This window comes from Streptomyces sp. MMCC 100 (assembly GCF_041538145.2).
In the GTDB taxonomy this organism is placed as follows: domain Bacteria; phylum Actinomycetota; class Actinomycetes; order Streptomycetales; family Streptomycetaceae; genus Streptomyces.
In genome coordinates this window covers 5,245,979-5,270,012 of record NZ_JBGORK020000001.1, presented here as the reverse complement: position 1 = coordinate 5,270,012, position 24,034 = coordinate 5,245,979, and the positions used below count along the sequence as shown (strand labels likewise).

General features: G+C 73.3%; 22 protein-coding genes and 3 pseudogenes. 15 read left to right on the top strand and 10 right to left on the bottom strand.

Annotated features, from left to right (window positions below):
- The first annotated feature begins 16 nt into the window (after positions 1-16).
- From ABS735_RS24515 to ABS735_RS24505, 3 genes are all read left to right on the top strand, one after another.
- On the top strand, positions 17-1,006 hold the full coding sequence (locus ABS735_RS24515; protein WP_373900408.1) for a hypothetical protein: 990 nt from the start codon (positions 17-19) through the stop codon (positions 1,004-1,006).
- 199 nt (positions 1,007-1,205) lie between these two features.
- Positions 1,206-2,519 carry an aminotransferase class I/II-fold pyridoxal phosphate-dependent enzyme gene (locus ABS735_RS24510; RefSeq protein WP_373900409.1) on the top strand — a complete coding sequence of 438 codons (1,314 nt, stop codon included), beginning with the start codon at positions 1,206-1,208 and terminating at the stop codon, positions 2,517-2,519.
- Complete coding sequence (locus ABS735_RS24505) at positions 2,516-3,610, top strand: MBL fold metallo-hydrolase (RefSeq protein WP_373900410.1); 1,095 nt, start codon at positions 2,516-2,518, stop codon at positions 3,608-3,610. The genes ABS735_RS24510 and ABS735_RS24505 overlap by 4 nt, the downstream gene beginning before the upstream one ends.
- A gap of 36 nt (positions 3,611-3,646) precedes the next feature.
- Here ABS735_RS24505 and ABS735_RS24500 read toward each other — a convergent pair whose 3' ends face one another.
- Positions 3,647-4,273, bottom strand: coding sequence for a DedA family protein (locus ABS735_RS24500; RefSeq protein ID WP_373900411.1), 627 nt, complete (start codon positions 4,271-4,273; stop codon positions 3,647-3,649).
- Positions 4,270-5,043, bottom strand: coding sequence for an MBL fold metallo-hydrolase (locus tag ABS735_RS24495; RefSeq protein WP_373900412.1), 774 nt, complete (start codon positions 5,041-5,043; stop codon positions 4,270-4,272). The genes ABS735_RS24500 and ABS735_RS24495 overlap by 4 nt, the downstream gene beginning before the upstream one ends.
- Before the next feature lie 94 nt (positions 5,044-5,137).
- On the opposite strand from ABS735_RS24495, the gene ABS735_RS24490 reads away from it, so the two are divergent.
- The 6 genes and pseudogenes from ABS735_RS24490 to ABS735_RS24465 all read left to right on the top strand — a co-directional run bounded on the left by ABS735_RS24490 (position 5,138) and on the right by ABS735_RS24465 (position 10,747).
- Positions 5,138-5,539 carry a hypothetical protein gene (locus tag ABS735_RS24490; RefSeq protein ID WP_373901258.1) on the top strand — a complete coding sequence of 134 codons (402 nt, stop codon included), beginning with the start codon at positions 5,138-5,140 and terminating at the stop codon, positions 5,537-5,539.
- Between the two features lie 115 nt (positions 5,540-5,654).
- Positions 5,655-7,790 (top strand): phage holin family protein, encoded by a 2,136-nt coding sequence (locus ABS735_RS24485; RefSeq protein WP_373900413.1) that lies wholly within the window; start codon positions 5,655-5,657, stop codon positions 7,788-7,790.
- Between the two features lie 81 nt (positions 7,791-7,871).
- Positions 7,872-9,302 carry an amino acid permease gene (locus tag ABS735_RS24480; RefSeq protein ID WP_373900414.1) on the top strand — a complete coding sequence of 477 codons (1,431 nt, stop codon included), beginning with the start codon at positions 7,872-7,874 and terminating at the stop codon, positions 9,300-9,302.
- 122 nt (positions 9,303-9,424) lie between these two features.
- A pseudogene (locus ABS735_RS24475) lies at positions 9,425-9,784 on the top strand (AAA family ATPase); the annotation flags it as partial.
- A 1-nt stretch (position 9,785) separates the two neighbouring features.
- Positions 9,786-10,235 (top strand): annotated as a pseudogene (locus ABS735_RS24470) (DUF2201 family putative metallopeptidase); the annotation flags it as partial.
- A gap of 86 nt (positions 10,236-10,321) precedes the next feature.
- Positions 10,322-10,747: an OsmC family protein gene (locus ABS735_RS24465; protein ID WP_373900415.1), complete on the top strand. Its 426-nt coding sequence runs from the start codon at positions 10,322-10,324 to the stop codon at positions 10,745-10,747.
- A 12-nt stretch (positions 10,748-10,759) separates the two neighbouring features.
- Here the strand turns inward: ABS735_RS24465 and narI are convergent, their stop codons facing one another.
- The 6 genes from narI to ABS735_RS24435 form a co-directional block, all read right to left on the bottom strand.
- Positions 10,760-11,482 (bottom strand): respiratory nitrate reductase subunit gamma, encoded by a 723-nt coding sequence (gene narI, locus ABS735_RS24460; RefSeq protein WP_373900416.1) that lies wholly within the window; start codon positions 11,480-11,482, stop codon positions 10,760-10,762.
- Positions 11,479-11,973 (bottom strand): nitrate reductase molybdenum cofactor assembly chaperone, encoded by a 495-nt coding sequence (narJ, locus tag ABS735_RS24455; protein WP_373900417.1) that lies wholly within the window; start codon positions 11,971-11,973, stop codon positions 11,479-11,481. The genes narI and narJ overlap by 4 nt, the downstream gene beginning before the upstream one ends.
- Before the next feature lie 4 nt (positions 11,974-11,977).
- Positions 11,978-13,582 carry a nitrate reductase subunit beta gene (gene narH, locus ABS735_RS24450; RefSeq protein WP_373900419.1) on the bottom strand — a complete coding sequence of 535 codons (1,605 nt, stop codon included), beginning with the start codon at positions 13,580-13,582 and terminating at the stop codon, positions 11,978-11,980.
- Positions 13,582-17,277: a nitrate reductase subunit alpha gene (locus ABS735_RS24445; protein ID WP_373900420.1), complete on the bottom strand. Its 3,696-nt coding sequence runs from the start codon at positions 17,275-17,277 to the stop codon at positions 13,582-13,584. Before ABS735_RS24445 ends, narH begins: the two co-directional genes overlap by 1 nt.
- Before the next feature lie 150 nt (positions 17,278-17,427).
- Complete coding sequence (locus ABS735_RS24440; RefSeq protein WP_373900421.1) at positions 17,428-18,243, bottom strand: SAM-dependent methyltransferase; 816 nt, start codon at positions 18,241-18,243, stop codon at positions 17,428-17,430.
- Positions 18,244-18,294: 51 nt separating this feature from the next.
- Complete coding sequence (locus ABS735_RS24435) at positions 18,295-19,158, bottom strand: helix-turn-helix domain-containing protein (protein WP_373900422.1); 864 nt, start codon at positions 19,156-19,158, stop codon at positions 18,295-18,297.
- A 227-nt stretch (positions 19,159-19,385) separates the two neighbouring features.
- On the opposite strand from ABS735_RS24435, the gene ABS735_RS24430 reads away from it, so the two are divergent.
- Positions 19,386-19,811, top strand: coding sequence for a hypothetical protein (locus ABS735_RS24430; protein WP_373900423.1), 426 nt, complete (start codon positions 19,386-19,388; stop codon positions 19,809-19,811).
- Here the strand turns inward: ABS735_RS24430 and ABS735_RS24425 are convergent.
- Positions 19,793-20,608: a helix-turn-helix domain-containing protein gene (locus ABS735_RS24425; protein WP_373900424.1), complete on the bottom strand. Its 816-nt coding sequence runs from the start codon at positions 20,606-20,608 to the stop codon at positions 19,793-19,795. The genes ABS735_RS24430 and ABS735_RS24425 overlap by 19 nt on opposite strands.
- A gap of 102 nt (positions 20,609-20,710) precedes the next feature.
- Here ABS735_RS24425 and ABS735_RS24420 point away from each other — a divergent pair, with 102 nt between their 5' ends.
- The 5 genes and pseudogenes from ABS735_RS24420 (at position 20,711) to ABS735_RS24400 (ending at position 23,626) form a co-directional block, all read left to right on the top strand.
- A complete protein-coding gene (locus ABS735_RS24420) occupies positions 20,711-21,016 on the top strand; it encodes a 4a-hydroxytetrahydrobiopterin dehydratase (protein WP_373900425.1) in 306 nt (101 codons plus the stop codon).
- Between the two features lie 4 nt (positions 21,017-21,020).
- A complete protein-coding gene (locus ABS735_RS24415; protein WP_373900426.1) occupies positions 21,021-21,761 on the top strand; it encodes a class I SAM-dependent methyltransferase in 741 nt (246 codons plus the stop codon).
- A 76-nt stretch (positions 21,762-21,837) separates the two neighbouring features.
- Positions 21,838-22,362 (top strand): annotated as a pseudogene (locus ABS735_RS24410) (rhamnogalacturonan endolyase family protein); the annotation flags it as partial.
- A gap of 107 nt (positions 22,363-22,469) precedes the next feature.
- Positions 22,470-22,730 (top strand): hypothetical protein, encoded by a 261-nt coding sequence (locus tag ABS735_RS24405; RefSeq protein ID WP_373900427.1) that lies wholly within the window; start codon positions 22,470-22,472, stop codon positions 22,728-22,730.
- A 212-nt stretch (positions 22,731-22,942) separates the two neighbouring features.
- On the top strand, positions 22,943-23,626 hold the full coding sequence (locus ABS735_RS24400; RefSeq protein ID WP_373900428.1) for a hypothetical protein: 684 nt from the start codon (positions 22,943-22,945) through the stop codon (positions 23,624-23,626).
- A 3-nt stretch (positions 23,627-23,629) separates the two neighbouring features.
- On the opposite strand, the gene ABS735_RS24395 is transcribed toward ABS735_RS24400, so the two are convergent.
- Complete coding sequence (locus ABS735_RS24395) at positions 23,630-23,797, bottom strand: cellulose binding domain-containing protein (protein ID WP_373901259.1); 168 nt, start codon at positions 23,795-23,797, stop codon at positions 23,630-23,632.
- Positions 23,798-24,034: the final 237 nt, after the last annotated feature.

Here is a 24,034-nt window from a genome sequence, read left to right as displayed (position 1 = left end):
CGAAGGAGCCCGCCCCATGCGCCGCACCGCCCGCGCCCTGTCCGTCGCCGTCCTGGCCAGTGCCGCCCTGGGTGTCTCAGCGGGGGCGGGCGTCGCCGGCCCGGGCGTCCCTCCGCCCCCCGCCGACGCGGGGGAACCCGTCGCCCCGCCGTCCGCCGACGACTCGGCAGCCGTGCCCCCGCCGCCTGCAGGGGACGCCCTCCCGCCGTCCGCCGGGCGGGCCGCCGCGCAGGTCAGCCCGGCGGACGCCGCCCCGGGCGACACCGTCACCGTCTCGGTCTCGTGCGGCCCGACCGGCGGGGCCGCGGCGCCCGCGAGCCTCGACGCCACCTCGGCGGCCTTCGAGGAGGGCACCGTCGCGCTGCGCAAGGTGGCGGACGACGGGGGGACGGCGTCCGGACCGGCCTACCGCGGCACCGCGCACATAGCCGCCACCGAGGACGTCGCGCCCGAGCGGGGCGCGGAGGGTGCGGAGGACGCCGCGGCCCCGGGAGACGCCGCGGACGCCGAGGGCCCGGCGGATACGGAGGACTCGGCGGAGACCGAGGGCTGGGCGGACACCGAGGAGTCCGCCGCGGCCATCGACGACTGGACCGTCGACGGCGCCTGCCCGGACGCCTCGGGCGGCGAGGGCGGCGACCCCTGGAGCGCGACCATGAGCGTCCCGGAGGAGAACGGCGCCGGCGCCGGCGCCGGCGCAGGTGCCGCCCAGCCGGCGTGCCGGGAATCCGCCGCCCCGCGCGCGGGGACCTCCACGCACGGCACGCCCTGCGCCCCCACCAAGCCCGCGTGCCCCGAACCCACCGCGCCGCGCGGTGAGCCCGCCACGCAGGGCACGTCCTGCGGCGGTGCGAAGGCGGAGCACGGGGTGCAGGCCGGCACCGGCGGGACCTTCGGCGACTCGGTGCCCGCCCTGGTCGCCGGTGGCCTGCTGATCGCGGGCGCGTGCGGAGCGGCCGCGCACCGGCTGCGGCTGCGCCTGCGTGGGGAGGACGGGGAACGCTGACCCGCGCGGGCGCCGGCCCGGCTGTGACACGTACAACCGGAACCACAGCCATGGCGGGGCCGCACGGTGGGTACTGGCATCAACGAACGGCGAGCGAGCACAGGGATCGACAGCGAGCACAGGAATCGACAGCGAGCACAGGGATCGACGGAGACAGGGCACGGCACGGACAGGCGGCACGGACCGCGCGGAGGTACGCATGCGGCGCACGGACCCCGAAGGCCCGGCCACGGGACACGGAGGCCACGACGCCGCAGGCCGTTCCGGAGCGGGCCCCGACCCCGTGGGGCACGGCCCCGTCCGGTACGGCCCGCACTTTCCCGACGACGGGCTGCCGGTGCTGCCCGAACTGTCCGCCGTGCTCGCCGCCGCCGCGGGCCGCTCACGCGGGGAACCGGCCGGCGGTGCCCCCGCCCTCCTGGAGGCCGCGAGCGGCTACTGGGACCGGCGCGGCCTGACCACCGGCCCCGGTCACCTCGCCGCCGCCCCCGGCGCGGGCGCCCTGCTGCTCGCGCTGACCGCAGCACTGGGCGGCGACGTCCTGGTGCCCCGCCCCTGCGCCGCCTGGTGGGCACCGTACGCGCGGCTGCTGGGTCGGCCCGTCTTCCACGTACCGACGCCGGCCGAGTCCGGCGGCGTACCCGACCCGTACGCCCTCCTGGAAACCGTCCGCCGGGTCCGCGCCGAGGGCGGCGATCCCCGCCTGCTCGTGCTGTCCGTCGCCGACGACCCGACCGGCACCGTCGCGCCGCCCGAGCTGCTGCACGAGACCGTCGAGGCCGCCGTCGGCGAGGGACTGCACCTGGTCAGCGACGAGACCTGGCGCGACACCCTGCACGACCCGCACGCCACCGTGATCCTCAGCCCCGCCGAGATGCTGCCCGAGCGGGTCACCGTCGTCACCGACCTGGCCGGCGCGCTGCTGCCGCCGGCCTGGCCGGCCGCCGTCGCCCGTTTCCCCGCCTCCGCCGCCGGGAACGGCCTGCACGCGCGCGTGCTCGACGTGCTCACCGCGCTCGGCGCCCGCATCGCGGCCCCCGTCGCCGCCGCGGCCGGGTACGCGCTCGACGAGCCCGAGCCGGTCGCCGCCCGCCGGGCCGCCGCCGTACGCCTGCACGCGCGCGTGGCCGCCGCCGTGCACGCGGCCGTCGTCGCCGCGGGCGCCACCGCCCGGCCCCCGCAGGCCGGCCGCCACCTGTACGCAGACCTCGGTCCGCTGCGCGACGCGCTCGGCGCCGAGGGCGTAGGCGACGCCCAGGAACTGGAGGACTTCCTCACCGCCCGGCTCGGCATGCCCGCCCCCGGCGGCCACCGCTTCGGCGACGACCTGCCGGCCCTGCGCGTCCGGCTCGCCACCGGCCCCCTGCTCGACGCGGGCACCGACGAGCGGCGGGCGGAATGCCTCCTGTCCTCGGACCCGTTGGAACTGCCACACGTGCAACGCGCGTTGACCGGTCTGAAGTCGGTTTTCGACGGTCTCCGCGACGCTCAGCGATGGGAGCCCCCTCGATGACGCAGCAGCCCCGGTCGACCACGAGCACCCCCACGTCCGCCGAGGACACCGACGCGGCCCCCGCCCACCCGCCGCTCGCCGCACCCCGGCCGCCGGCCGAGCACCGGGTGTGGCCGCGGACGTTCCACGACCGGCTGACCGCGCCGCTGCCCGGCCTGAAGGCCCTGGCCAGATTCGCCCGCGAGGGAGCGGTGAGACCCGGCCCCGCCGGACTCGCCGACATCCCGCGGCTGCCCTACGTCCCCGGCCCGCTGCCCCGCGTGGACGCGCGCACCGTCGCCGTCACCTGGGCCGGACACGCCAGCTGGGTGGTGCGGATCGGCGGCCTCACCGTGCTCACCGACCCGGTCTGGTCCCGCCGGATCCTCGGCACCCCGGCCCGGATCACGCCCGTCGGCGTCGCCTGGAGCGCCCTGCCCCGCGTCGACGCCGTCGTCATCAGCCACAACCACTACGACCACCTGGACGCCCCCACCCTGCGCAGGCTCCCGCGCGACACCCCCGTGCTCGTGCCCGCCGGTCTGGGCCGCTGGTTCCACCGCCGCCGCTTCACCCGCGTCACCGAGCTGGACTGGTGGGAGGCGACCGAGCTGCATCCAAGGGGTGGCGCCGAAGGCGCCTTGGGCACGGGTGGTGGTGGGCGACGGGCGGGCGTCCGGTTCGACTTCGTCCCGGCCCACCACTGGTCCAAGCGCAGCCTCACCGACACGTGCCGCACCCTGTGGGGAGGCTGGGTGCTCACCGACCCCGACGGCCGGCGCGTCTACTTCGCCGGCGACACGGGATACGGCCACTGGTTCACCCGTATCGGCCGCCGCTACCCCGGCATCGACCTCGCCCTGCTCCCCATCGGCGCCTACGACCCCCGCTGGTGGCTCAGCGACGTGCACTGCGACCCGGAGGAGGCGGTACGGGCCGCCCAGGACGTCGGGGCGCGCCACATGGCACCGATGCACTGGGGCACCTTCGTCCTCTCCGCGGAACCGGTACTGGAACCCCTCACCCGCGTACGCGCCGCCTGGCAGCAGGCGGGCCTGCCCCGCGAGCGTCTGTGGGACCTGCCGGTCGGCGGCTCCCGGGTGCTGGAGTAACGCTCCCCGCCCCGGCACCTGCCGACCGCCGGACGCCTACGCCTTCGCCGGTCCCCGCAAGCGCCGCCACACTCCCGGCGCCACGCTGACCAGCACGGTGAGGGCGATCGCCGCGGCCACACCCTCCCAGGGCCTGCTGAACAGCGCGCCGCTGAGGATCCCGATCAGCTGGTACGTCAGCGCCCAGGCCAGACAGGCCGGCAGGTTGCCCCGGGCGAAGCGGCGCAGCGGCCACTTCGCCAGCAGGCAGGCCAGCATCACCGGGATCCGGCCGGCCGGCACCAGCCGGGAGAGCACCAGCACCGCCACGTCGTGCTCGGCGAGTTTCCCCTGCGCCTGCTCCAGCCGGTCCTCCGGCGCCCGGGACCGGATCGCCTCCAGCCAGCGCGAGCCGTTCTTCGAGCCGACCCCGCGCCGGCCCAGCCAGTACAGCGCCATGTCCCCGCAGAACGCCGCCAGCGACGCCGTCGCGAACACCATCAGCATCGCGAACGGCAGCGTCTGGTGCATCGCGACCACCGCCGCCGAACTGACCAGCGCGCCCGTCGGCACCACCGGCACCAGCGCACCGATCAGCACCAGCAGGAACAGCGACGGATAGCCGAGCGCCTGCTGCGTCGGCTCCGTCGGTATGTTCAGCGTCGCGGCCCCCAGCCAGCTCACCGCGCGACCTCCACCCGCACACTCTCGCCGTGCCCCAGCCGGTGCACCGCGACCCCCGGCGCGCGCAGCGCCGACAGGCGCACGAACTCCTCGCCCGGCGTGTGGAACTCGTGGGGGCGCACGGCGTCCATCCCGATCGGCCAGTACGTGCCGTAGTGCACCGGCACCGCCGTGCGCGGCGCCAGCCGGGCCAGCGCCTCGGCCGCCCTCCCCGCGTCCAGGTGCTCCGCACCCAGGTACGGGCCCCAGCCGCCCACCGGCAGCAGCGCCGCGTCGACCGGCCCGACCTCCTTCTCCATGCCGTCGAACAGACCGGTGTCCCCCGCGAAGTACGTCCGCGCCTCGCCCTCGACGACGTACCCGAGCGCGGGGGCGCGGTGCCGTCCGACCGGCAGCCGCCGCCCGTCGTGCCGCGCAGGCACCGCCCGTACGCGCAGGTCACCGACGGTCGCCTCGTCACCCGGCGCCACCTCGGTCAGCTCCAGGTGCCCGAGCCGGCGCAGCCCCGGCACCGCCCGTCGTGCGCCCCGGGGCACGAGCAGGCGCGTGCCCGGCGCGAGCCGCGCGAGCGACGGCACATGCAGGTGGTCGGCGTGCAGGTGGGACACGAGGGCCACGTCCGCACGCCACGCGTCCGGCGGCGGTACCGCGCCCCGCCTGCGGCGCAGGTGGGCGAGCCGGCGGACGAACAGGGGATCGGTGAGCACGCGAACGTCCGAGTCCTCGACCGTGCAGGTGGCGTGACCCCACCACGTGAGCTCCACCGGCACCTCTTTGCCTCCTTCGCGCGACTCCCCGAAGCCTACGTCCAGGAGTAGGGTCGGCGGCGAAAACGGGAGGTGACAGGAGGTGAGGGGGGACACCATGGGGCCGGTGCGGGTGACGGCGATCGCGAGTCTGACGCCACTGGAACAGCTGGACGACGACCCCTTCCTGGTCGACTCCCGCAGCCAGCACGCCATGTGCGCCCGCTGGGCCGCCGAGCACGGCTACGTCGTCGCCAGACAGCTCCTGGTGCGCGGTCTGCGGCACGACCACGACGCCCTGTGGGACGGAGTGCGCTCCGGGCAGGACCTGTTCGTGGCGCCGAGCCGCCGGGTGCTGGAGAGCGCGCTGTCCTCCGTCGACGACTTCACCGCGGAGTGCGCGCGGCGCGGCGTCCGCGTCGAGACGGTCGGCCACGCGGAACCGTCCTACGACGCCCGGATGAAGGCGTGCGTGCACCGCAGGCTGTCGATGCCGACGGCCGGGTACGACGGCCGCTGACCACCGCCCCGGGGTGTGAACCGGACCCGGGGGGACAAACGGGCACGCCCGGGCGTTGTGGCAGGGTGGGAAGGCCCGCACGGACGACGGGCCGGGGACGTGAGGTGTGCGGAGCGTGAGTGGAGGCCGTTGGCGCCGGGTCGCCAGCCAGATCGGGCGGAGTGTCGCGGTGTGGGCCGTGTCGACCCTCACCATGCTCGTGCTCGCCGGGATCCTGCCGGACTTCCGGCTCCAGTCGCCCGACGGGGACAGCGCGACCGACATCGCGATGACCGCCGCGGTCGGCGCCGGCGCCTTCGGCCTGCTCTCCGCCCTGGTCTGGCCGCTCATGGTCCGCCTGCTGCTCCTGGTGCCGGCCCTCGTCCTCGGCCTGTTGGTCTTCTTCCTCAACGGCGGGCTGCTGCTCCTGGCCATCGACGTGAACCCGGCCGGACGCGGCGGCGTCGCCCCCGAGACCGCGGTCGTGGTGGCCGCCGTCATGTCCGCCGTCGCCTCCGCCACCGGCGGCGCCCTGGCCGTGCGCGACGACGACGCCTACCGGCGCCGCCTCTACCGCCTTGCCGACCGCCGCCGCAGATCCGGCCCGCCCTGCCCGGCCGGTCCCGGCACCGTCTTCCTGCAACTGGACGGCGTCGGCCACGACGTCCTGCTGGACGCGGTCGACCGCGGCGCCATGCCCACCGTCGCCCGCTGGCTCGGCCGCGACGGCACCTCCGCCACCCACCGGCTCGCCCCGTGGCGCACCGACTGGTCCAGCCAGACCGGCGCCAGCCAGCTCGGCATACTGCACGGCAGCAACCACGACGTCCCCGCCTTCCGCTGGTACGAGAAGGACAGCGGCGAGGTCATGGTCTGCAACCGCCCGACCAGCGCCGCCGAACTCCAGCACCGCGCCGTCCGGCGCACCGGCGACGGCGGACTGCTCAGCCTCGACGGCGCCAGCCGCGGCAACCTGTTCGGCGGCGGCGCCGACGAACAGGCCCTCGTGCTGTCCATAGCCACCCGTCGCCGCAGCCGCGAGACCCGCTCCAGGTCCGGCTACTTCGCCTACTTCTCCGACCCCGCCAACGCCGTGCGCACCGCGATGTCCTTCGTCGCCGAGGTGTGCCGGGAGATCGGCCAGTCCACCCGCGCCCGCGTCCACAAGGTCCGCCCCCGCGTCTCCCGCGGCGGTCTCTACCCCTTCGTGCGCGCCTTCGCGACCGTCGTCGAACGCGACGTCGTCGTCGCCGCGGTCATGGGCGACATGCTCGCCGGCCGCACCGCCGTCTACGCCGACCTGGTGGCCTACGACGAGGTGGCGCACCACTCCGGGCCGGCCGGCCGGGACGCCGCCAAGGTCCTCCAGCGGCTCGACCGGGCCCTCGCCCTGATCGAGAAGGTCGCCGAGCACGCCCCCCGCTCGTACCGGATCGTGCTCCTGTCCGACCACGGCCAGAGCCCCGGCGAGACCTTCCGCGCCCGCTACGGCCTGACCCTCGCCGACCTGGTGCGGGCCGGCTGCGGACTGCCCGTGCCGCGCCGTGCCCAACGCACCCGCAGCGGCGCCGAGGCACGCAACACCGTACGGGCCGCCCTCCACCGCCCTGTCGAGGAGGGCGCCGAGCAGCAGCGGCCCGCCGACACCCCCACCGGGCGCCGCTCCGAGCCGATCGTGCTGGCCTCCGGCAACCTGGGCCTGGTCTCCTTCCCGGACGTGCCGCACCGGATGACCCGGGAGGAGATCGACGCCCGCCACCCCGCCCTGCTGCCGACCCTCGCCAACCACCCCGGCATCGGCTTCCTGCTGGTGCGCAGCGAGGAACACGGCGGTGTCGTGCTCGGCGCGCGCGGCGCCGAGGTGCCCCTGGACCGGCTCGACGAGGACCCCGGGCCGCTCACCCCCTTCGGCCCCGGCGCCGCCGACGCCGTACGCCGCACCCACTCCTTCCCGCACACCGCGGACATCATGGTCAACTCCTTCCACGACCCGGCCGACGGCGAGGTCCTCGCCTTCGAGGAGCAGATCGGCTCCCACGGCGGACTCGGCGGCGCCCAGTCGCGCGCCTTCCTGCTGTCGCCGGTCGTCCTGTCCGCGCCGGTCGGCGAGGGCGCGGAGATCCTCGGCGCCGAACACGTCCACCGGGTGCTGCGCCGCTGGCTGCGCGAGTCGAACGGCCCGCAGGTGCCCGTGGACGATTCACGGTCGAACGTCGTGGACAGCGCACCTTTTCCCGTCGCCGAGGGGTTCGTACAGGACAAAAGCGCCTGATTTGGAACGATGCGGGACTGTGCCCGACCATGGGTGGGTCCGGCGATCCCGGGCCCCGTTCCATGAGAGGCGCACCACCCCATGCACGTCACCGGGACCGTCCCCCCACCGGCTCCGGAACCGCAGGAGACCCCCGCGGCCCCCGACACCGGCCACACCGCCCCCGCCGACCCCGCATCCGGCAACGGCCGGCACGCCCGCCGCTTCGGGCTCCCCGTCGCCACCGCCCTGGTCATGGGCAACATCATCGGCGGCGGCATCTTCCTGCTCCCGGCCTCCGTCGCCCCCTTCGGCACCATCAGCCTGCTCGCCTTCGGCGTCCTGACCGTCGGCGCCATCGCGCTGGCCCTGGTCTTCGGCCGCCTCGCCGCCCGCGACCCGCGCACCGGCGGCCCCTACGTCTACGCCCGCGAGGCCTTCGGTGACTTCGCCGGGTTCCTCGCCGCCTGGGCGTACTGGATCACCACCTGGGTGTCCAACGCGGCGCTCGCCGTCGCCGCCGTCGGCTACCTCGACGTCCTGATCCCGGTGAACGGCCACCGCTGGACCGCGTGCCTGGCCGCGCTCGTCATCCAGTGGCTGCCCGCGCTCGCCAACTTCGCCGGCACCCGCTGGGTGGGCGCCGTCCAGCTGGTCTCCACCGTGCTGAAGTTCGCGCCGCTGCTGCTCGTCGCGGTCGGCGGGCTGTTCTTCTTCGACGCCGACAACCTCGGCCCGTTCAACGCGAGCGGCTCCAGCGGCATCGGCGCGGTCTCCGCCGCCGCCGCGATCCTGCTCTTCTCCTACCTCGGCGTGGAGTCCGCCGCCGTCAGCGCCGGGGAGGTCAAGGACCCCCGTCGCACGGTCGGCCGGGCCACGGTCATCGGCACCGCGGGCGCCGCCCTCGTCTACCTCCTCGGCACCCTCTCGGTCTTCGGCACCGTCACCCACGACCGCCTGGTCACCTCGGACGCCCCCTTCTCGGACGCCGTGAACGCCATGTTCGGCGGCGCCTGGGGCGGCTGGGCCGTCGCGCTGGCCGCCCTGGTCTCGATGACCGGCTGCCTCAACGGCTGGACTCTGCTCAGCGCCCAGACACCGTACGCGGCGGCCAAGGACGGCCTCTTCCCGGCCGCGTTCGCCCGCAAGCGGCGCGGGGTGCCCACCGTCGGCGTCGGCGTCACCGTCGTCCTCGCCTCGCTGCTCACCGTCTACAACTACACGTCCGGCTCGGCGAAGGTCTTCGAGGTCCTGGTCCTCGTCACCACCTTCACCGCCACCGTGCCCTACCTGCTGGCCACGGCCGCCCAGCTCTTCCACCTGCTCTCCGGACAGGGCGAGAAGGTCGACCGGGCGCGCCTGGTCCGGGACGGCGTCATCGCGGCGGTCGCGGCGGCCTTCTCCCTGTGGCTCGTCGCGGGCGCCGGCTACGCGGCGGTCTACCAGGGCGTGCTGTTCCTCTTCGCGGGCGTGCTCGTGTACGCGGTGATGGCGGCCCGCCGGCGCCGCGCGGAAGGACCCACCGCACCGTAATTGGGCTGCGCGGCGACGCAGGGGGCACGCACACTGGGCCGGTCACCCCCGACCCGTCCTCCCCTCCAAGGAGCCCCTGCGTACAGGCAGCCGTCACCGTCACTCCCGCCCGTCTCCCGGAGCTGCTGCTCGGCCTCGCCACCGTGCGGCCGGTCTTCCTGTGGGGCGCACCCGGCATCGGCAAGTCCTCCCTGGTGAGGAACTTCGCCGACTCGCTGGGCCTGGAGTGTGTGAGCCTGCTCGGCACCCAGCTCGCGCCGGAGGACCTGATCGGCGTCCCGCAGATCCGGGACGGCCGCTCGGTGTTCTGCCCGCCCGAGTCCATCGCCCGCGACGAGCCGTACTGCCTCTTCCTCGACGAGCTGAACGCGGCCACCCCGGACGTGCAGAAGGCGTTCTACTCGCTCATCCTGGACCGCCGCATCGGCAGCTACGAACTCCCCAAGGGCTCCGTCGTCATCGGCGCCGGAAACCGCGCCACCGGCCGCCACTCCTGACATCCCGCGGGCCGGACTGTACTTCCCGCCCGAGGAGATCGCCCGCTGCACCTTCGGCGTCGTCCTGGACACCTCCGGCTCCATGGACCGCACCCTGCTCGGCAAGGCGCTCGGCGCCATCGCCTCCTACGCCGAGGCCCGCGACGTGCCCGCCGCCCGGGTCGTGTTCTGCGACGCCGCGCCGCACGACGCCGGCTACCTGCCCGTGACGGACATCGCCGGCCGGGTCCGGGTGCACGGCCGCGGCGGCACCGTCCTGCAGCCCGGCCTGGACCTGCTGCTGCGCGCCGACGACTTCCCGCCCACCGCGCCGGTCCTCGTCATCACCGACGGCTGGTGCGACGTCCTGCGGGTGCGGCGCGAGCACGCCTACCTGATTCCGCAGGGCGCGCGGCTGCCGTTCACGGCCCGGGGGCCGGTCTTCCGGGTGAGCTGAGCCGGAGTGTGATCGGATGGGGGTGGGAACCCGGCTGCCGGGCTCCCACCACCCAGGTACAGCAAGAGAATTCGAGAGGACCCGCCGTGGCAACCACGCGCTCCGCACACACCGTCTGGGAAGGCAACCTGCTCGAGGGCAACGGTGTCGTCACCTTCGACTCGTCCGGCATCGGCGAGCAGCCGGTGTCGTGGCCGTCGCGCGCCGAGCAGGCGAACGGCAAGACCAGCCCGGAAGAGCTGATCGCCGGCGCCCACTCCAGCTGCTTCTCCATGGCGCTGTCGCACGGCCTGGCCGGCGCCGGCACCCCGCCCACCAGGCTCACCACCTCCGCCGACGTCACCTTCCAGCCCGGCGAGGGCATCAAGGGCATCCACCTCACCGTGGAGGGCACCGTCCCCGGCCTCACCGAGGACGCGTTCGTCGCCGCCGCCGAGGACGCCAAGAAGAACTGCCCGGTCAGCCAGGCCCTGACCGGCACCACCATCACCCTGACGGCCAAGCTGGCGTAGCACCGACCCCGGCTAGGAGCCCGCGCGCTCCCAGCCCCGCCGGTCCGGGCGCGGCCCCAGCTGCCTGGGGTCGCGCGACCGGTAGACCACGTAGGGCCGGGTCAGGTACTGCAGGGGCGCGCTGAACATGTGCACCAGACGCGTGTAGGGCACCAGGGCGATCAGCACCATCCCGACCACCGCGTGCACGTGGTACAGCACCGGCACGCCCTCCATCAGTTCCGTCCTCGGGTTCAGCGTGAACAGGCTGCGCGACCAGGGGGCGATGGTGCTGCGGTAGTCGTAACCGTTGCCGGAGGTGTCGGAGAGCTTGGCGATCATGCCCAGCAGAAGGGCGCCGACCAGGAAGACGTACATGACCTTGTCGTTGGCCGTAGTGGCGCGGAAGACCGGCGCCTTGGTGCGGCGCCGGTAGACCAGCATGCCGATGCCGGCGACCGCGAGGACCCCGGAGACGGTGCCGCCGTACAGCGAGAACAGGTGGTACGCGTGCTCGCTGATGCCGATCGACTGCGTCCAGGACGCCGGAACGAACAGGCCGATCAGATGCCCGGCCAGCACGAAGAGGATGCCGTAGTGGAAGACCGGCGAGGCGATGTTGAGCAGCTTCGACTCGTAGACCTGCGAGGAGCGCGTCGTCCAGCCGAAGCGGTCGTAGCGGTGCCGCCAGACGAGGCCCGCGACCAGCAGCGCGAAGGCGGCGTAGGGCAGGACGCCCCACAGGAAGACGTTCATCGGCGGGCTCCGGTGAGTGCGGGCGGCAGGGTGGCGCACACGGCGTCCAGGACGCACGCGTAGGGCGTGCCGAAGGCGGTGAGCCGGGAGCGCAGCTGGTCCAGGGCGTCGCGGTGCTCGGTGAGCATGGTCATGTCCCCGGTGCGGGAGACGAACTCCAGCACCGCCGGCAGGAAGTCCGGCAGCTCCTCGCCGGTGAACTCCAGGCCGTGCGCGCGGTACAGCTCCTTGAAGCGGACCAGGGACATCCCCCGGTTGCGGGTGTCGCCGTCGGTCCACCAGCTCAGGTAGAGGCTGTGCCGGTTCTTGAAGTCGAAGACCTCCACGTAGTGCGCCTGCAGCTCGCCCTGCTCGGTCGTGGCCGCGTGGTCGGTGAAGCCGCGCAGTTGCGGCGCGGCCTCGCGCAGCAGGGGCAGCCGGGTGCGGAAGTCGTCGTCGGGATACGTCAGACAGAGCGCCGCCGCCTGGTACAGCACCTCGAAGCCGGGCATCGGATCAGACCTCCCTCTCGTCGTCCGCAGTCTGCCGCCTGCGCAGGATGTGGAAGTTCTCCACCGGCACCAGCGGCAGCCGCTTGCGTCCCGAGTCCTGGCCGAACGGCCCGTCGCCGCCCATGCCCGGTCCGCCGTCGGTGTCCAGGCTGCACGTGTCCGGGAGCCCCTGAAGCGCCGACGCCTCCAGCCGGTGCGCGTCCCCGACGGCCGCCGTCGGGATCACGTACCGCTCCTCGTACTTGGCGATCGCCAGCAGCCGGTACATCTCCTCGACCTCCTCGGGGCGCATGCCGACGCCCGCGCACACGGCCGGGTCCGGGTCCTCGCCGAGGTTGACCGACCGCATGTGGGCGCGCATCGCCGCCAGCTTCTCCAGCGACGCCCGCACCGGACCGGTGTCACCGGCCGTGAACAACTCGGCCAGGTATTCCAGCGGAATGCGCAGCGTGTCGATCGCGCCGAACAGGTTGTCCGCGTCCTCGCCGTCGTACCCGGTCTCCGTCAGCGCGTCCACGACCGGGGAGAGCGGCGGGATGTACCAGACCATCGGCATCGTGCGGTACTCCGGATGCAGGGGCAGGGCGACGCGGTACCTGCTGACCAGTGCGTGCACGGGGGAGCGCCGGGCCGCCTCGATCCAGTCGAACGGGATTCCCGCCTCCTCGGCGGCCCGCCGCACCTCCGGGTCCTCAGGGTCCAGGAAAACGCCCAACTGCGCCTCGTACAGGTCGCGTTCGTTCGGCGTCTCGGCGGCCTCGGTCACCTTGTCGGCGTCGTAGAGGACCACCCCCAGGTACCTGAGCCGCCCCACGCAGGTCTCCGAACAGACCGTGGGCTGGCCCACCTCGATGCGCGGGTAGCAGAAGGTGCACTTCTCCGCCTTGCCGGTGCGGTGGTTGAAGTACACCTTCTTGTACGGGCAGCCGGTCACGCACATCCGCCAGCCCCGGCAGCGGTCCTGGTCGACCAGGACGATGCCGTCCTCCGAGCGCTTGTACATCGCCCCGGACGGGCACGACGCCACGCACGACGGGTTCAGGCAGTGCTCGCAGATGCGCGGCAGGTAGAACATGAACGTCTCTTCGTACGCGAACCGCACCTTCTCCGAGGCCTGTTGCCGGGTGCGCTGCACCATCGGGTCGAGGTCGCCGTAGGCGGGGGCGCCGCCCAGGCTGTCGTCCCAGTTCGAGGACCAGCCGATCTTCATGGGCTTGCCGTCGAGCTGCGAGACCGGCCGCGCGACGGGATAGTCCGTGCCGAGCGGCGCGTCGGTGAGGTTCTTGTAGTCGTACGTCCAGGGCTCGTAGTAGTCCTTGATCTCCGGGAGCCGCGGGTTGGAGAAGATCCCGGCGAGCTTCTTGAACCGGCCGCCCGCCTTCAGCTTCAGCGCGCCCCGCCGGTTCAGCTCCCAGCCGCCCCGCCACTTCTCCTGGTCCTCGTAGCGGCGCGGGTAGCCCTGTCCGGGGCGGGTCTCGACGTTGTTGAACCAGACGTACTCCATGCCCCGCCGGTTGGTCCACGCCTGCTTGCAGGTGACCGAACAGGTGTGGCAGCCGATGCACTTGTCGAGGTTCATGACCATGGCGACCTGGGCCATCGGGCGCATCAGTACTCGACCTCCTGGGAGCGGCGCCGGACGACCGTCACCTCGTCGCGCTGGTTGCCCGTCGGGCCGAGGTAGTTGAAGGCCCAGCTCAACTGGGCGTAGCCGCCGATGAGGTGGGTCGGTTTGAGGAGCAGGCGGGTGAGCGAGTTGTGGACGCCGCCGCGCTTCCCGGTGGTCTCGGCGAGCGGCACGTTGACCGTGCGTTCCTGCGCGTGGTGCATGTAGACCGTGCCGGGCGGCATGCGGTGCGAGACGATCGCGCGGGCCACGACCACGCCGTTGCGGTTGACCGCCTCGATCCAGTCGTCGTCCGCGACACCGATCGCCGCCGCGTCCTCGACGGACATCCAGATGGTCTGGCCGCCCCGGGACAGGGCCAGCATGAACAGGTTGTCCTGGTACTCGGAGTGGATGGACCACTTGTTGTGCGGGGTGAGGTAGCGGACCGTCACCTCGCGGTCGCCGTCGGGGCCGAGCCGCGGTTCGCCGAACAGCCGGTGCATGTCCAGCGGTGGTCGGTACACGGGCAGCGCCTCGCCCAGCTCGTGCATCCAGTCGTGGTCCACGAAGAAGTGCTGCCGCCCGGTGAGGGTGTGCCAGGGCTTGAGGTGCTCGGTGTTGAGCGTGAACGCCGTGTAGCGCCGCCCGCCCGCCTCGCTGCCCGACCACTCCGGCGAGGTGATGACCGGCACGGGCGCCGCCTGGGTGTCGGCGTAGGTGATCCGCTTGCCCTCGTGCTCGGCGGCCAGGTGGGCCATCGCCTGCCCGGTCTTGGTCTCCAGGGTTCGGAAACCCTGGGTGGCCAGGCGACCGTTGGTGGTGCCGGACAGGGCGAGGATGGTGTTGGCCGCCTTCACCGCCGTGTCCAGCGCCGGGCGCCCGTCGGCCGGGCCGCCGCGCACCGTGCCGTTGAGGTCCCGCAGCCGCGCCACCTCCTCGTCCGGCTTCAGGGTGACGCCCTTGGCGGGCAGGCCCTTGGCTTCCACCAGCGGGCCGAGCGCGGCGAACTTCGCGCCGATCGCCGTGTAGTCGCGCTCCACGACGACGAGGTTCGGCATGGTCGCCCCGGGCTCCGGATCGCACTCACCGCGCCGCCAGTCCCGTACGACACCGCCCGGCTGGGCGATCTCGCCGGGGGTGTCGTGCTGGAGCGGTGCCGCCACCAGGTCCTTGCGCACCCCGAGATGGTCCTCGGCCAGCTCACTCAGCTTCTCCGCGAGGAGCTTGAAGGTGTCGAAGTCGGTGCGGGCCTGCCACGGCGGGTTCACGGCCGGGGAGAAGGCGTGCACGTAGGGGTGCATGTCCGTGCTGGACAGGTCGTGCTTCTCGTACCAGGTCGCCGCGGGCAGCACCACGTCGGAGAGCAGCGTGGACGAGGTGTGCCGGAAGTCGAGGGACAGCAGCAGGTCGAGCTTGCCCTCGGGCGCCTCCTCGTGCCAGACGACGTCCCGGGGCCGCTCGCCGGGCGCCGCCTCCTCGGCCCGCAGCGAGGACTGGGTGCCCAGCAGGTGCTTGGTGAAGTACTCGGCGCCCTTGCCCGACGAACCGAGCAGATTGGCCCGCCACAGGGTCACGATCCGCGGCCAGTTCTCCGGCGCGTCCGGGTCCTCGCCCGCGAACTTCAGCGTGCCCGCGCGCAGTTCGGCCACCGCGTTCGCCACCGGGTCGCCGAAGGCCTCGCCCAGCTCCAGGGGGTTGCGGTCGAAGGTCGGGTACGAGGGCATCCAGCCCGTGCGCGCCGACAGGGCGAGGCAGTCCGCGCCCGCCATCCCCGACAGCCGCCCCTCGCCCAGCGGCGAGGCCAGCACGTCGGCGCGGAACCGGTCGTAGCGCCACTGGTCGGTGTGCAGGTACCAGTACCCGGTGCCGATCGCCTGGCGCGGCGGGCGCGACCAGTCGGACGCGGCGGCCAGCGACGCCCAGCCGGTCACCGGACGGCACTTCTCCTGGCCGACGTAGTGCGCCCAGCCGCCGCCGTTGCGGCCCTGGCAGCCGGTGAGCTGGAGCAGGGCGAGGAAGCCCCGGTAGATCGTCTCGGAGTGGAACCAGTGGTTGGTGCCCGCGCCCATGAGGATCATGCAGCGGCCCTTGGAGCGTTCGGCGGTCCGCGCGAACTCGCGGGCGATCCGCACACAGGCCGCCGCCGGGACCGAGGTGTGCGTCTCCTGCCAGGCCGGGGTCGCGGGCGCGTCCGCGTCCTCGTACGACGCCGGCCAGTCGCCCGGCACGTCCGGACGCGCCACGCCGTACTGGGCGAGGAGCAGGTCGAAGACCGTCGTCACCAGCGGCCCGGTCGCCCCGCCGAGGCGCGTCGCCGGCACTCCCCGGCGCAGAACGTCGCCGCGTCCCTGCCCGTGCGGGCCGCCCTCGGTGTCGAAGCGGGGGAGGAGCACCTCCACGCCCGAGGCCATCTCGTGGCCGTGCACGCTCAGCCGGGGGCGTACCTCGCCCAGGTCCAGGTTCCACTTCCCCCGGTCGGCCTCGTTCCAGCGGAAGCCCAGCGAGCCGTTCGGGACCACCGCGCGGCCCGTCGCCCCGTCCAGGACGACCGTCTTCCAGCGGGCGTCGTCGCCGCCCTGCCCCAGGTCGGCGGCGCGCAGGAACTTGTCCGGGACGTACGCCCCGCCCCGCTCGGTCAGCGTCACCAGGAACGGCAGGTCGGTGAAGCGCCGTACGTAGTCGTCGAAGAACGGGGTCTCCCGGTCGACGAAGAACTCCTTGAGCACCACGTGCCCCATCGCCATCGCCAGCGCGGCGTCCGTGCCCGGGTGCGGGTGCAGCCACTGGTCGGCGAACTTCGTGTTGTCGGCGTAGTCGGGCGAGACCACGACCACCTTCTGGCCCCGGTAGCGGGCCTCCGCCATCCAGTGCGCGTCCGGCGTGCGGGTCACCGGCACATTCGTGCCCCACATGATCAGGTACGCCGCGTCCCACCAGTCGCCCGACTCCGGCACGTCCGTCTGGTCGCCGAAGACCTGCGGGGAGGCCACGGGCAGGTCGGCGTACCAGTCGTAGAACGACAGCATCGGGGCGCCGATCAGCGAGTGGAAGCGGGCGCCCGCCGCGTGCGACACCATCGACATGGCGGGGATGGGGGAGAAGCCCGCGATGCGGTCGGGGCCGTGGGTGCGGATGGTGTGCACGTGGGCGGCGGCGACCATCTCGACCGCCTCGTCCCAACTCGCCCGGACCAGACCGCCCTTGCCGCGCGCCCGCTGGTAGCGCCCGCGGCGCTCGGGGTCGCCCTGGATGTCGGCCCAGGCCAGCACCGGGTCCTTCAGCCGGGCCTTCGCCTCGCGGTACATCGTCAGCAGTACGCCGCGCACGTACGGGTAGCGCACCCGGGTCGGCGAGTACGTGTACCAGGAGAACGCCGCACCGCGGGGGCAGCCGCGCGGCTCGTACTCGGGGCGGTCCGGACCGACCGACGGGTAGTCCGTGGCCTGGGTCTCCCAGGTGATGATGCCGTCCTTGACGAACACGTTCCAGCGGCACGACCCCGTGCAGTTCACGCCGTGCGTCGACGTCACGACCTTGTCGTGGCTCCAGCGGTCCCGGTAGAAGGCGTCCGACTCGCGCCCGCCGACCAGCCCGATGCTGTGCAGATCGGGTGCGGCGGTGCCCGGCCGGAAGAACCGTCCCGCGCGCAGCAGCGCCGCGCCCGGCTCGGTGGGCGGTGTCCGCGTGTCGGTCACGTGCGCTCCCTTGCTCACCCGGTCCCGGGTGCTCGCCAGGCCCTGGTTCCCGAACCTAGGGCCGGGCACGGGAGCGCACCCGTTCGCGGCGCCCGTACGGGTCAGGGCTTGCCTGCGCGGTCCGGGCCAGGGCTTGCGCGCGCGGTCGGGTCAGGGCTTGCGGGCCACCCCCGCGTACACCGGCACGATGCCCTCCGCCTGGGCCGCCACGTCCTCCGGGTCCGGCCGCCAGCCGGTGACCGGGATGATGCCGGGACCCATGAGCTCCAGGCCGTCGAAGAAGCGCGCGAACTCGGTGAGGGAGCGCGGGTGGAAGGGCGTGCCGCCGCGGGCGAACAGCTCCGCCGCCCGCCCCACCGCCTCGGGGTTCAGATCGGGCGTGACCTGGGAGAGGACCAGGAAGCTGCCCGGGGCGAGCACGTCGGTGTACCGCTTGAGCAGGCCGTGCACGTCGTCGCCGTCGGCCGCGTCGCCGAGGTAGTGGGTCAGGGCCACCAGCGACAGGGCGAGGGGCCGGTCGAAGTCCAGGGACTCGCCCGCCAGCCGCAGGATCAGCTCCGGGTCCCGGACGTCCGCGTGGACGTAATCGGTGGAGCCCTCCGCCGAGCCGTGCAGCAGCGCCTCGGCGTGCCTGAGGACGATCGGGTCGTTGTCGGCGTAGACGACCCGCGACTCGGGCGCCACCGCCTGGGCCACCTGGTGCAGATTCGGCTCGGTGGGGATCCCGGTGCCGATGTCCAGGAACTGGCGGATCCCGGCCTCGGCGAGGGTACGGACCGCCCGGTGCATGAACCGGCGGTTCGCGCGTGCCCCGCGCACCGCCGTGGCGTCCACCGCGAGGATCCTGCGGGCCAGCTCCTCGTCCACCGGGTAGTTGTCCTTGCCGCCCAGCCACCAGTCGTAGACCCGGGCCGGGTGCGGCCGGCTGGTGTCGACGGGCGCGGGCCCGGGCTCGGATCCGGTCATGCGGTGTCTTCTCCTCACGGACTGTGTGGCTGCGTGGCAGACCGTCGCCGGTCAGAAGGTCTCGCGGTACTCCCGCAGGATCTTCTCGGTGCGCTGGGTCGAGGCGGCGCGCGCCGTCATGTGGTCCAGGACCTCCAGGTGCGCCGAGACCTCGGTGCGGGAGTCCAGGTACAGGGCGCCCGTCAGGTACTCGGTGAAGACCATGTCGGGCAGCTCCGGCTCCGCGAACCGGAACAGGGTGAACGGCGCGTACGTCCCGGGGTGCGGCCCGTCCTCGAACTCGGCGACCTGGAGCGTCACCCGGTCCCGCGTGGCGAACTCCAGCAGCTTGTCGAGCTGCTCGCGCATCACCCGGCCGTGGATGCTCACCGGGCGCTTCAGCACCGTCTCGTCCATCACCACCCACAGGTGGGGCGGGTCGGGGCGGTCCAGCAGGCGCTGCCGCTCCATGCGCAGGGACACGTGCCGCTCCACCGCGTCCGCGCCCGCGTTGCCGATCGTCCCGGCCTCCAGGACCGAGCGGGCGTAGTCCTCGGTCTGGAGCAGGCCCGGGACGAAGTGCGGCTCGTAGGAACGGACGATCCGCGCGGCGCCCTCCAGGCTCACGTACAGGCTGAACCAGTCCGGCAGCACGTCGTGGTACCGCTGCCACCAGCCCGGCTGGTTCGCCTCCTCGGCGAGCGCGACGAACGCCGAGACCTCGTCGGCGGCGACCCCGTACGCCGTCAGCAGTATCTGGACATACGGTATTTTCAGCGCGACCTCGGCCATTTCCATGCGCCGCACGGTCGCCGGGGCCACGCGGAGCACCTTGGCGGCCTCCTCGCGCTTGAGGCCCGCCGTCTCCCGCAGTTCCTGCAGCCGTCTGCCGAGGACCACCTGGCCCACGGTGGGTGCGGCCCGCCGCTCGCTCACGCCACGCCTCCCCAACGCGCCCAAGTCTCACCGCAGTCTGTCATGTTCCTCTGTCAGTCTCACAGGGGTGTTCGTGGATCATTCGTGGACCGGACGCATTACCCGGCGGGTAATCGACCGCGCCCGTGCGGGGCGGGATGGTGGAGCCACCGGGTTCCGGTACGGCGCACTCCGGTCCGGGACCCGGCCCACCCCAGCATGTACGACCCGACGGAGGGTGACTCGTCATGTCCACGCACCAGCTTGCCGCACTCGCCCGTACGGCCGAACCGCGGCTGATGCTCCGCCGCTTCCTCGCCCTCGACGCGGCGGTGACCGGCGCCAACGCGCTCGCCTACCTCGCACTGTCCGGTCCGCTGGGCCGCTACCTCGGCGCCGGCTCCGGGCTGCTCCTCGCCCTCGGCGTCTTCCTCGTCGTGTACGCCGGGTGCGTGGGCCTGCTGGCCGCCCGCCCCCGGCCCCCGGCGCTCGCCGTCCGGGCCGTCGTCGAGGCCAACCTCGCGTGGGCGGCCGTCAGTCTCGTCGCGCTCGCCCTCTGGCTGACGCCCACCACGGCGGGAGCGGTGTGGACGGTGCTCCAGGCCGTCGTCGTCACCGGCTTCGCGCTGCTCCAGTACACGGCCCTGAGGCAGGGTCAGGTCAGCAGCGTGTGAAGGTACTTGACCGTCGCCGGGTCGGCAGGGAGCAGCGTCTCGATGGCCAGCTCGGCGACCGTCACGTCCATCGGGGTGTTGAAGGTGGAGATGGACGAGATGAACGACAGCACGTGTCCCTCGTGCTCGATCTGCATCGGCAGCGCGAAGTACGGCACCGGCTCGTCCGGCTCGGCGCCCGCCACGGTCTCCGGCACCGGATACGCCGTCACCTCGTCGTACAGCTCCCGCAGCGGCTGTGAGCGGTGCAGGGCGATCTGCCGCCCCATCTGCTCCAGCAGATGCCCGCGCCACTCGCGCAGGTTGCGGATGCGCGGCGCCAGGCCCTGCGGGTGCAGCGTCAGCCGGATCGCGTTCAGCGGCGGCGCGAGCAGGTGCTCCGCGACACCGTCCATCAGCATCGTGATCCCCCGGTTGGCCGCCAGCACCTGGTACGTCCCGTCGACGACCAGCGCCGGATACGGCTCGTATCCCCGGATCAGCCGCTCCATGCCCTCGCGCAGGGCGCCGAGCGCGGGATCGTCCAGCGGGGTCTCCGGGTAGCGCGGGGCGTAACCGGCCGCGAGCAGCAGCGCGTTGCGCTCGCGCACCGGGACGTCCAGGTGCTCGGCGAGGCGCAGCACCATCTCCTCGCTCGGCCGGGAGCGGCCCGTCTCGACGAAGCTGATGTGCCGGGCGGAGGAGTCGGCGCGCAGCGCCAGCTCCAGCTGGCTGACCCGCCGCCGCACCCGCCAGGCCCGCAGCAGCGGGCCCACGCCCCGGTCGGTGGCGGCGGTACCGGGCATGAGTGCGCTCATACCTCGAACGGTAGTCGACGGCGGGCCGCGCCGGACCGGCCGCACTGTGGCACGCTGAAGCGAACCCGCCCGTCGAGCACCACCAGCGAAGGAGCGCAGCACATGCCCGTCGAACCGCTGTCGCCGCAGGAGATCGAGGAGCGGCTGGCCGGACTGCCCGGCTGGTCCCTCGACGCCGGCCGCCTCACCCGCTCCTACCGGCTCGGCTCCCACTTCGCGGCGACCGCGATGGTCGTCCACATCGCGCAGGTGCAGGAGGAACTGGACCACCACTCCGACCTGACCCTCGGCTACAACACGGTCGCCCTCGCCGTGCACACCCACAGCGCGGGCGGCGCCGTCACCGAGAAGGACGTCGAGCTCGCCCGCAGGGTGGAGGACCTGGCCGCCGGCCACGGGGCACACTGACGGTGTGCTCGACTACGACAAGGAAGCGGAGCGGTACGACGAGTCCCGCGGCGGTGAGCCCCGGGCCGCGGCCGCCGCGCAGGCCGTACTGAGCCTGGTGCCGCGGCAGGCCCGGCGGCTGCTCGACGTGGGCTGTGGCACCGGCATCGTCACCCGGCGGATCGCGGCCGGGCGTGACGGTCTCCGGGTGACCGGTGTCGACCTCGTCCCCGCCATGGCCCGCCGCGCCGCCGCCCGGCTGCCCGGAGCCGTCGCGCTCGCCGACAGCCGCCGACTGCCTTTCGCGGACGGGGAGTTCGACGCCGTCACCAGCGTGTGGCTGCTGCACCTCGCCGGCGGCGCCGGGAACGCGCGGGCCATCGTCGGCGAGTGCGCCCGCGCGCTGCGGCCCGGCGGGGTGTACGTGACCACGGTGGACAAAGGCGCCTCCCACAACGTGGGCAGCGACATCGACGCCGTGCTCGCGGCCCGCCCGCCCAGCACCGCGCACGACGCCGCCCACCTCGTCGAGGCGTACGCCCGCGAGCACGGTCTGGTCCCCGTCGGCAAAGCCCGCTTCACCGGCCACGGCCAGGGCCGCAGCCCCCGCCGTACGGTCGCGGACCTGCGGCGCGGCTGGTTCGTCACGCTGCCCCCTGGCGGGCCCCTCGCGGAGTCGTTCGCCGCGCGGCTGGCCGCCCTGCCGGACCAGGACCGGCCCCGGCCCGACCCGGTCTTCACGCTCTTGGCGTTCAAGAAGTCCTGAGGCGGGGGCGGCAACCCGGCCGCCCCGGGCGGCGACTGAGAGGCGGAATCCATCCGCCCCTCAGGAGGTTCGTCCCGTGAGGCACCCCCACACCCGCCACACCCACCGCAGACGCCCACTCGTCCTGGCCGCAGCCCTCGCCGCCGCCGGGCTGGTCGGCGCGGGCCTGACGTCGCTGGCCCCCGGCACCGCCGAGGCAGCCACGGCACGCCAGGTCGAGGCCCTGGACCGGGGCGTCGTCAGCGTCCACACCGGCGACGGCAATCTGGTCAGTTGGCGCTGGCTGGGCACCGACCCGGACAACGTCGCGTTCAACGTCTACCGGGCCGGCACGAAGGTCAACTCCAGCCCGGTCACCGGCTCCACCACCTACTTCCACTCCGGCGCCCCCTCCCAGGCCGACTACACCGTCCGCGCGGTCGTGAACGGCACGGAGCAGGGCGACTCCGTCCACGCGATCCAGTTCCGCGCCGGCTACAAGGACGTACCGATCAGCCCGCCGGCCGGCGGCACCACCCCCGACGGCGTCTCCTACACCTACGAGGCCAACGACGCCTCCGTCGGCGACCTCGACGGCGACGGCGCGCTCGACATCGTCCTCTCTGTTCGGTGACGAAGCGGCCTCTCGGAACGATCCGCCGAAACCCTCCCCAGCCGGACCGATGGCCGCCAGACTGTGCACCTCGAAGTCACCACAAGGGGGGTGCCATGGGATTCATCAACCAGGCCAAAGGCAGCGAGGCCGGCAAGCGTGCTCGCGAAGCGCGCGAGGCCGGCAACGGCGTACTGATCTACAAGTTCATCGAGGCCGTCACCAACAGCAAGGTCACCGCGCCCATGACGGGCATGGCCGAACAGATCCAGGCCGTCGAAGCCGAAGGCTGGCGACTCGACCAGATGGCCGCGGCCGAGGGGAAGGCCCTGACGGGGGAACGGGTCTCCCTCGTCTGTCTGTTCCGCAGAACCTGACCCCGAGCGCAACGGCGCCCCCGCTGTCCTGCCGTAGCGGAGGTGCGGGGGCGCAGTTGCCTTCTCTCAGCGCCTACTCCAGCCAGAGGATCAGCACGGTGGCGATACCGGAAGCCTGACGATCATTGACACAATTTCATCACATGGTCTTCACGTAAGGGTTCACTGGGGGATGATGCACCACGCAACAGCACCATTCCCCGGGGGGAACCATGAGCAACAACTTCACACCGCCGCCCATGCCGTCCTACGGGCCACCGGTACCTCCGCCCCCGCCAGCGCCGCCGGGGAAGAACCGCACAGCGATCGTCGCCGTGGCCGCCGCCGTGGTGGCCGCCGCCGTCGCGGCAGCCGTCACCATGGGAGTCACCGGGGACGACGAGGCGGGACCCGCACCCACGGTCACCGTCACCGAGACGGCGGCCGTGGGCGAGAGCGACACCACCGTGGCCGAGGAGGAGGCCGCGGAGGAAGCCCCCGCGGCCTCAGAGGAGACCGACGACGGTGTCTACGCGCTCGACGAGACGGTCACCTACGAGTCGGACGTCGAGGTCAGCCTGTCCGGCTTCAAGCGCTCGGTGTCGGACGAGTACGCCATGCCCGAGAACACCCCCTACGTGCGGTTCACGGTCAAGGTCAAGAACAGCGGCACCAAGACCCTCGACGCCACGCTGCTCACCGTCAACTGCTCCTACGGCGAGGACGGGCGAAGCAGCGAGTCCGTCTTCGACTCCGACGCCGGTCTCGGGGGCGGCCCGGAGACCAAACTCCTCGCCGGCCGGTCGATCAACGTGCCCTGGGGCTGCGAACTACCCAAGGACGAGAAGCTGATCCAGATCGAGGTCGCCCCCGACTTCGACTCCGAGACGGCGATTTTCACCGGCCCCGTCACGTAGCGATCAGGCACGTGCGGCCGGCGAGCGTGAACCCTCCCGGTGCCGCGTTGGCCCCGACCAGCTCCCCGTGAACCCGAAGCTCACCGAAGCGCCGGGTGTGACCCCGGCGTTCCGGCCGGCGTTGTTCGCCGTCACCGTGGTGCCGGTCCGGATGTGCTCGGCGTTCCACATCTGGGTCACCTTCTGGTCGTCGGCGAACGACCAGGCGAGGGACGGGAGGAGAACATGCGAGGACCGGGCGGACCCAGGCGTGGGCAGGGGCCGCCCGGTCAGGTGGTCTCGTCGTCCGGTGACAAGACCGTGCACACGGAGCCGTCAGGCGCACCGGGGGGAGAGGCGGTGCCCACATCGCCCCTGCAAGGGGCGCGGGGCTGTGTCGACTTGCGGCTACCGCCGCGTGAGCGCGAC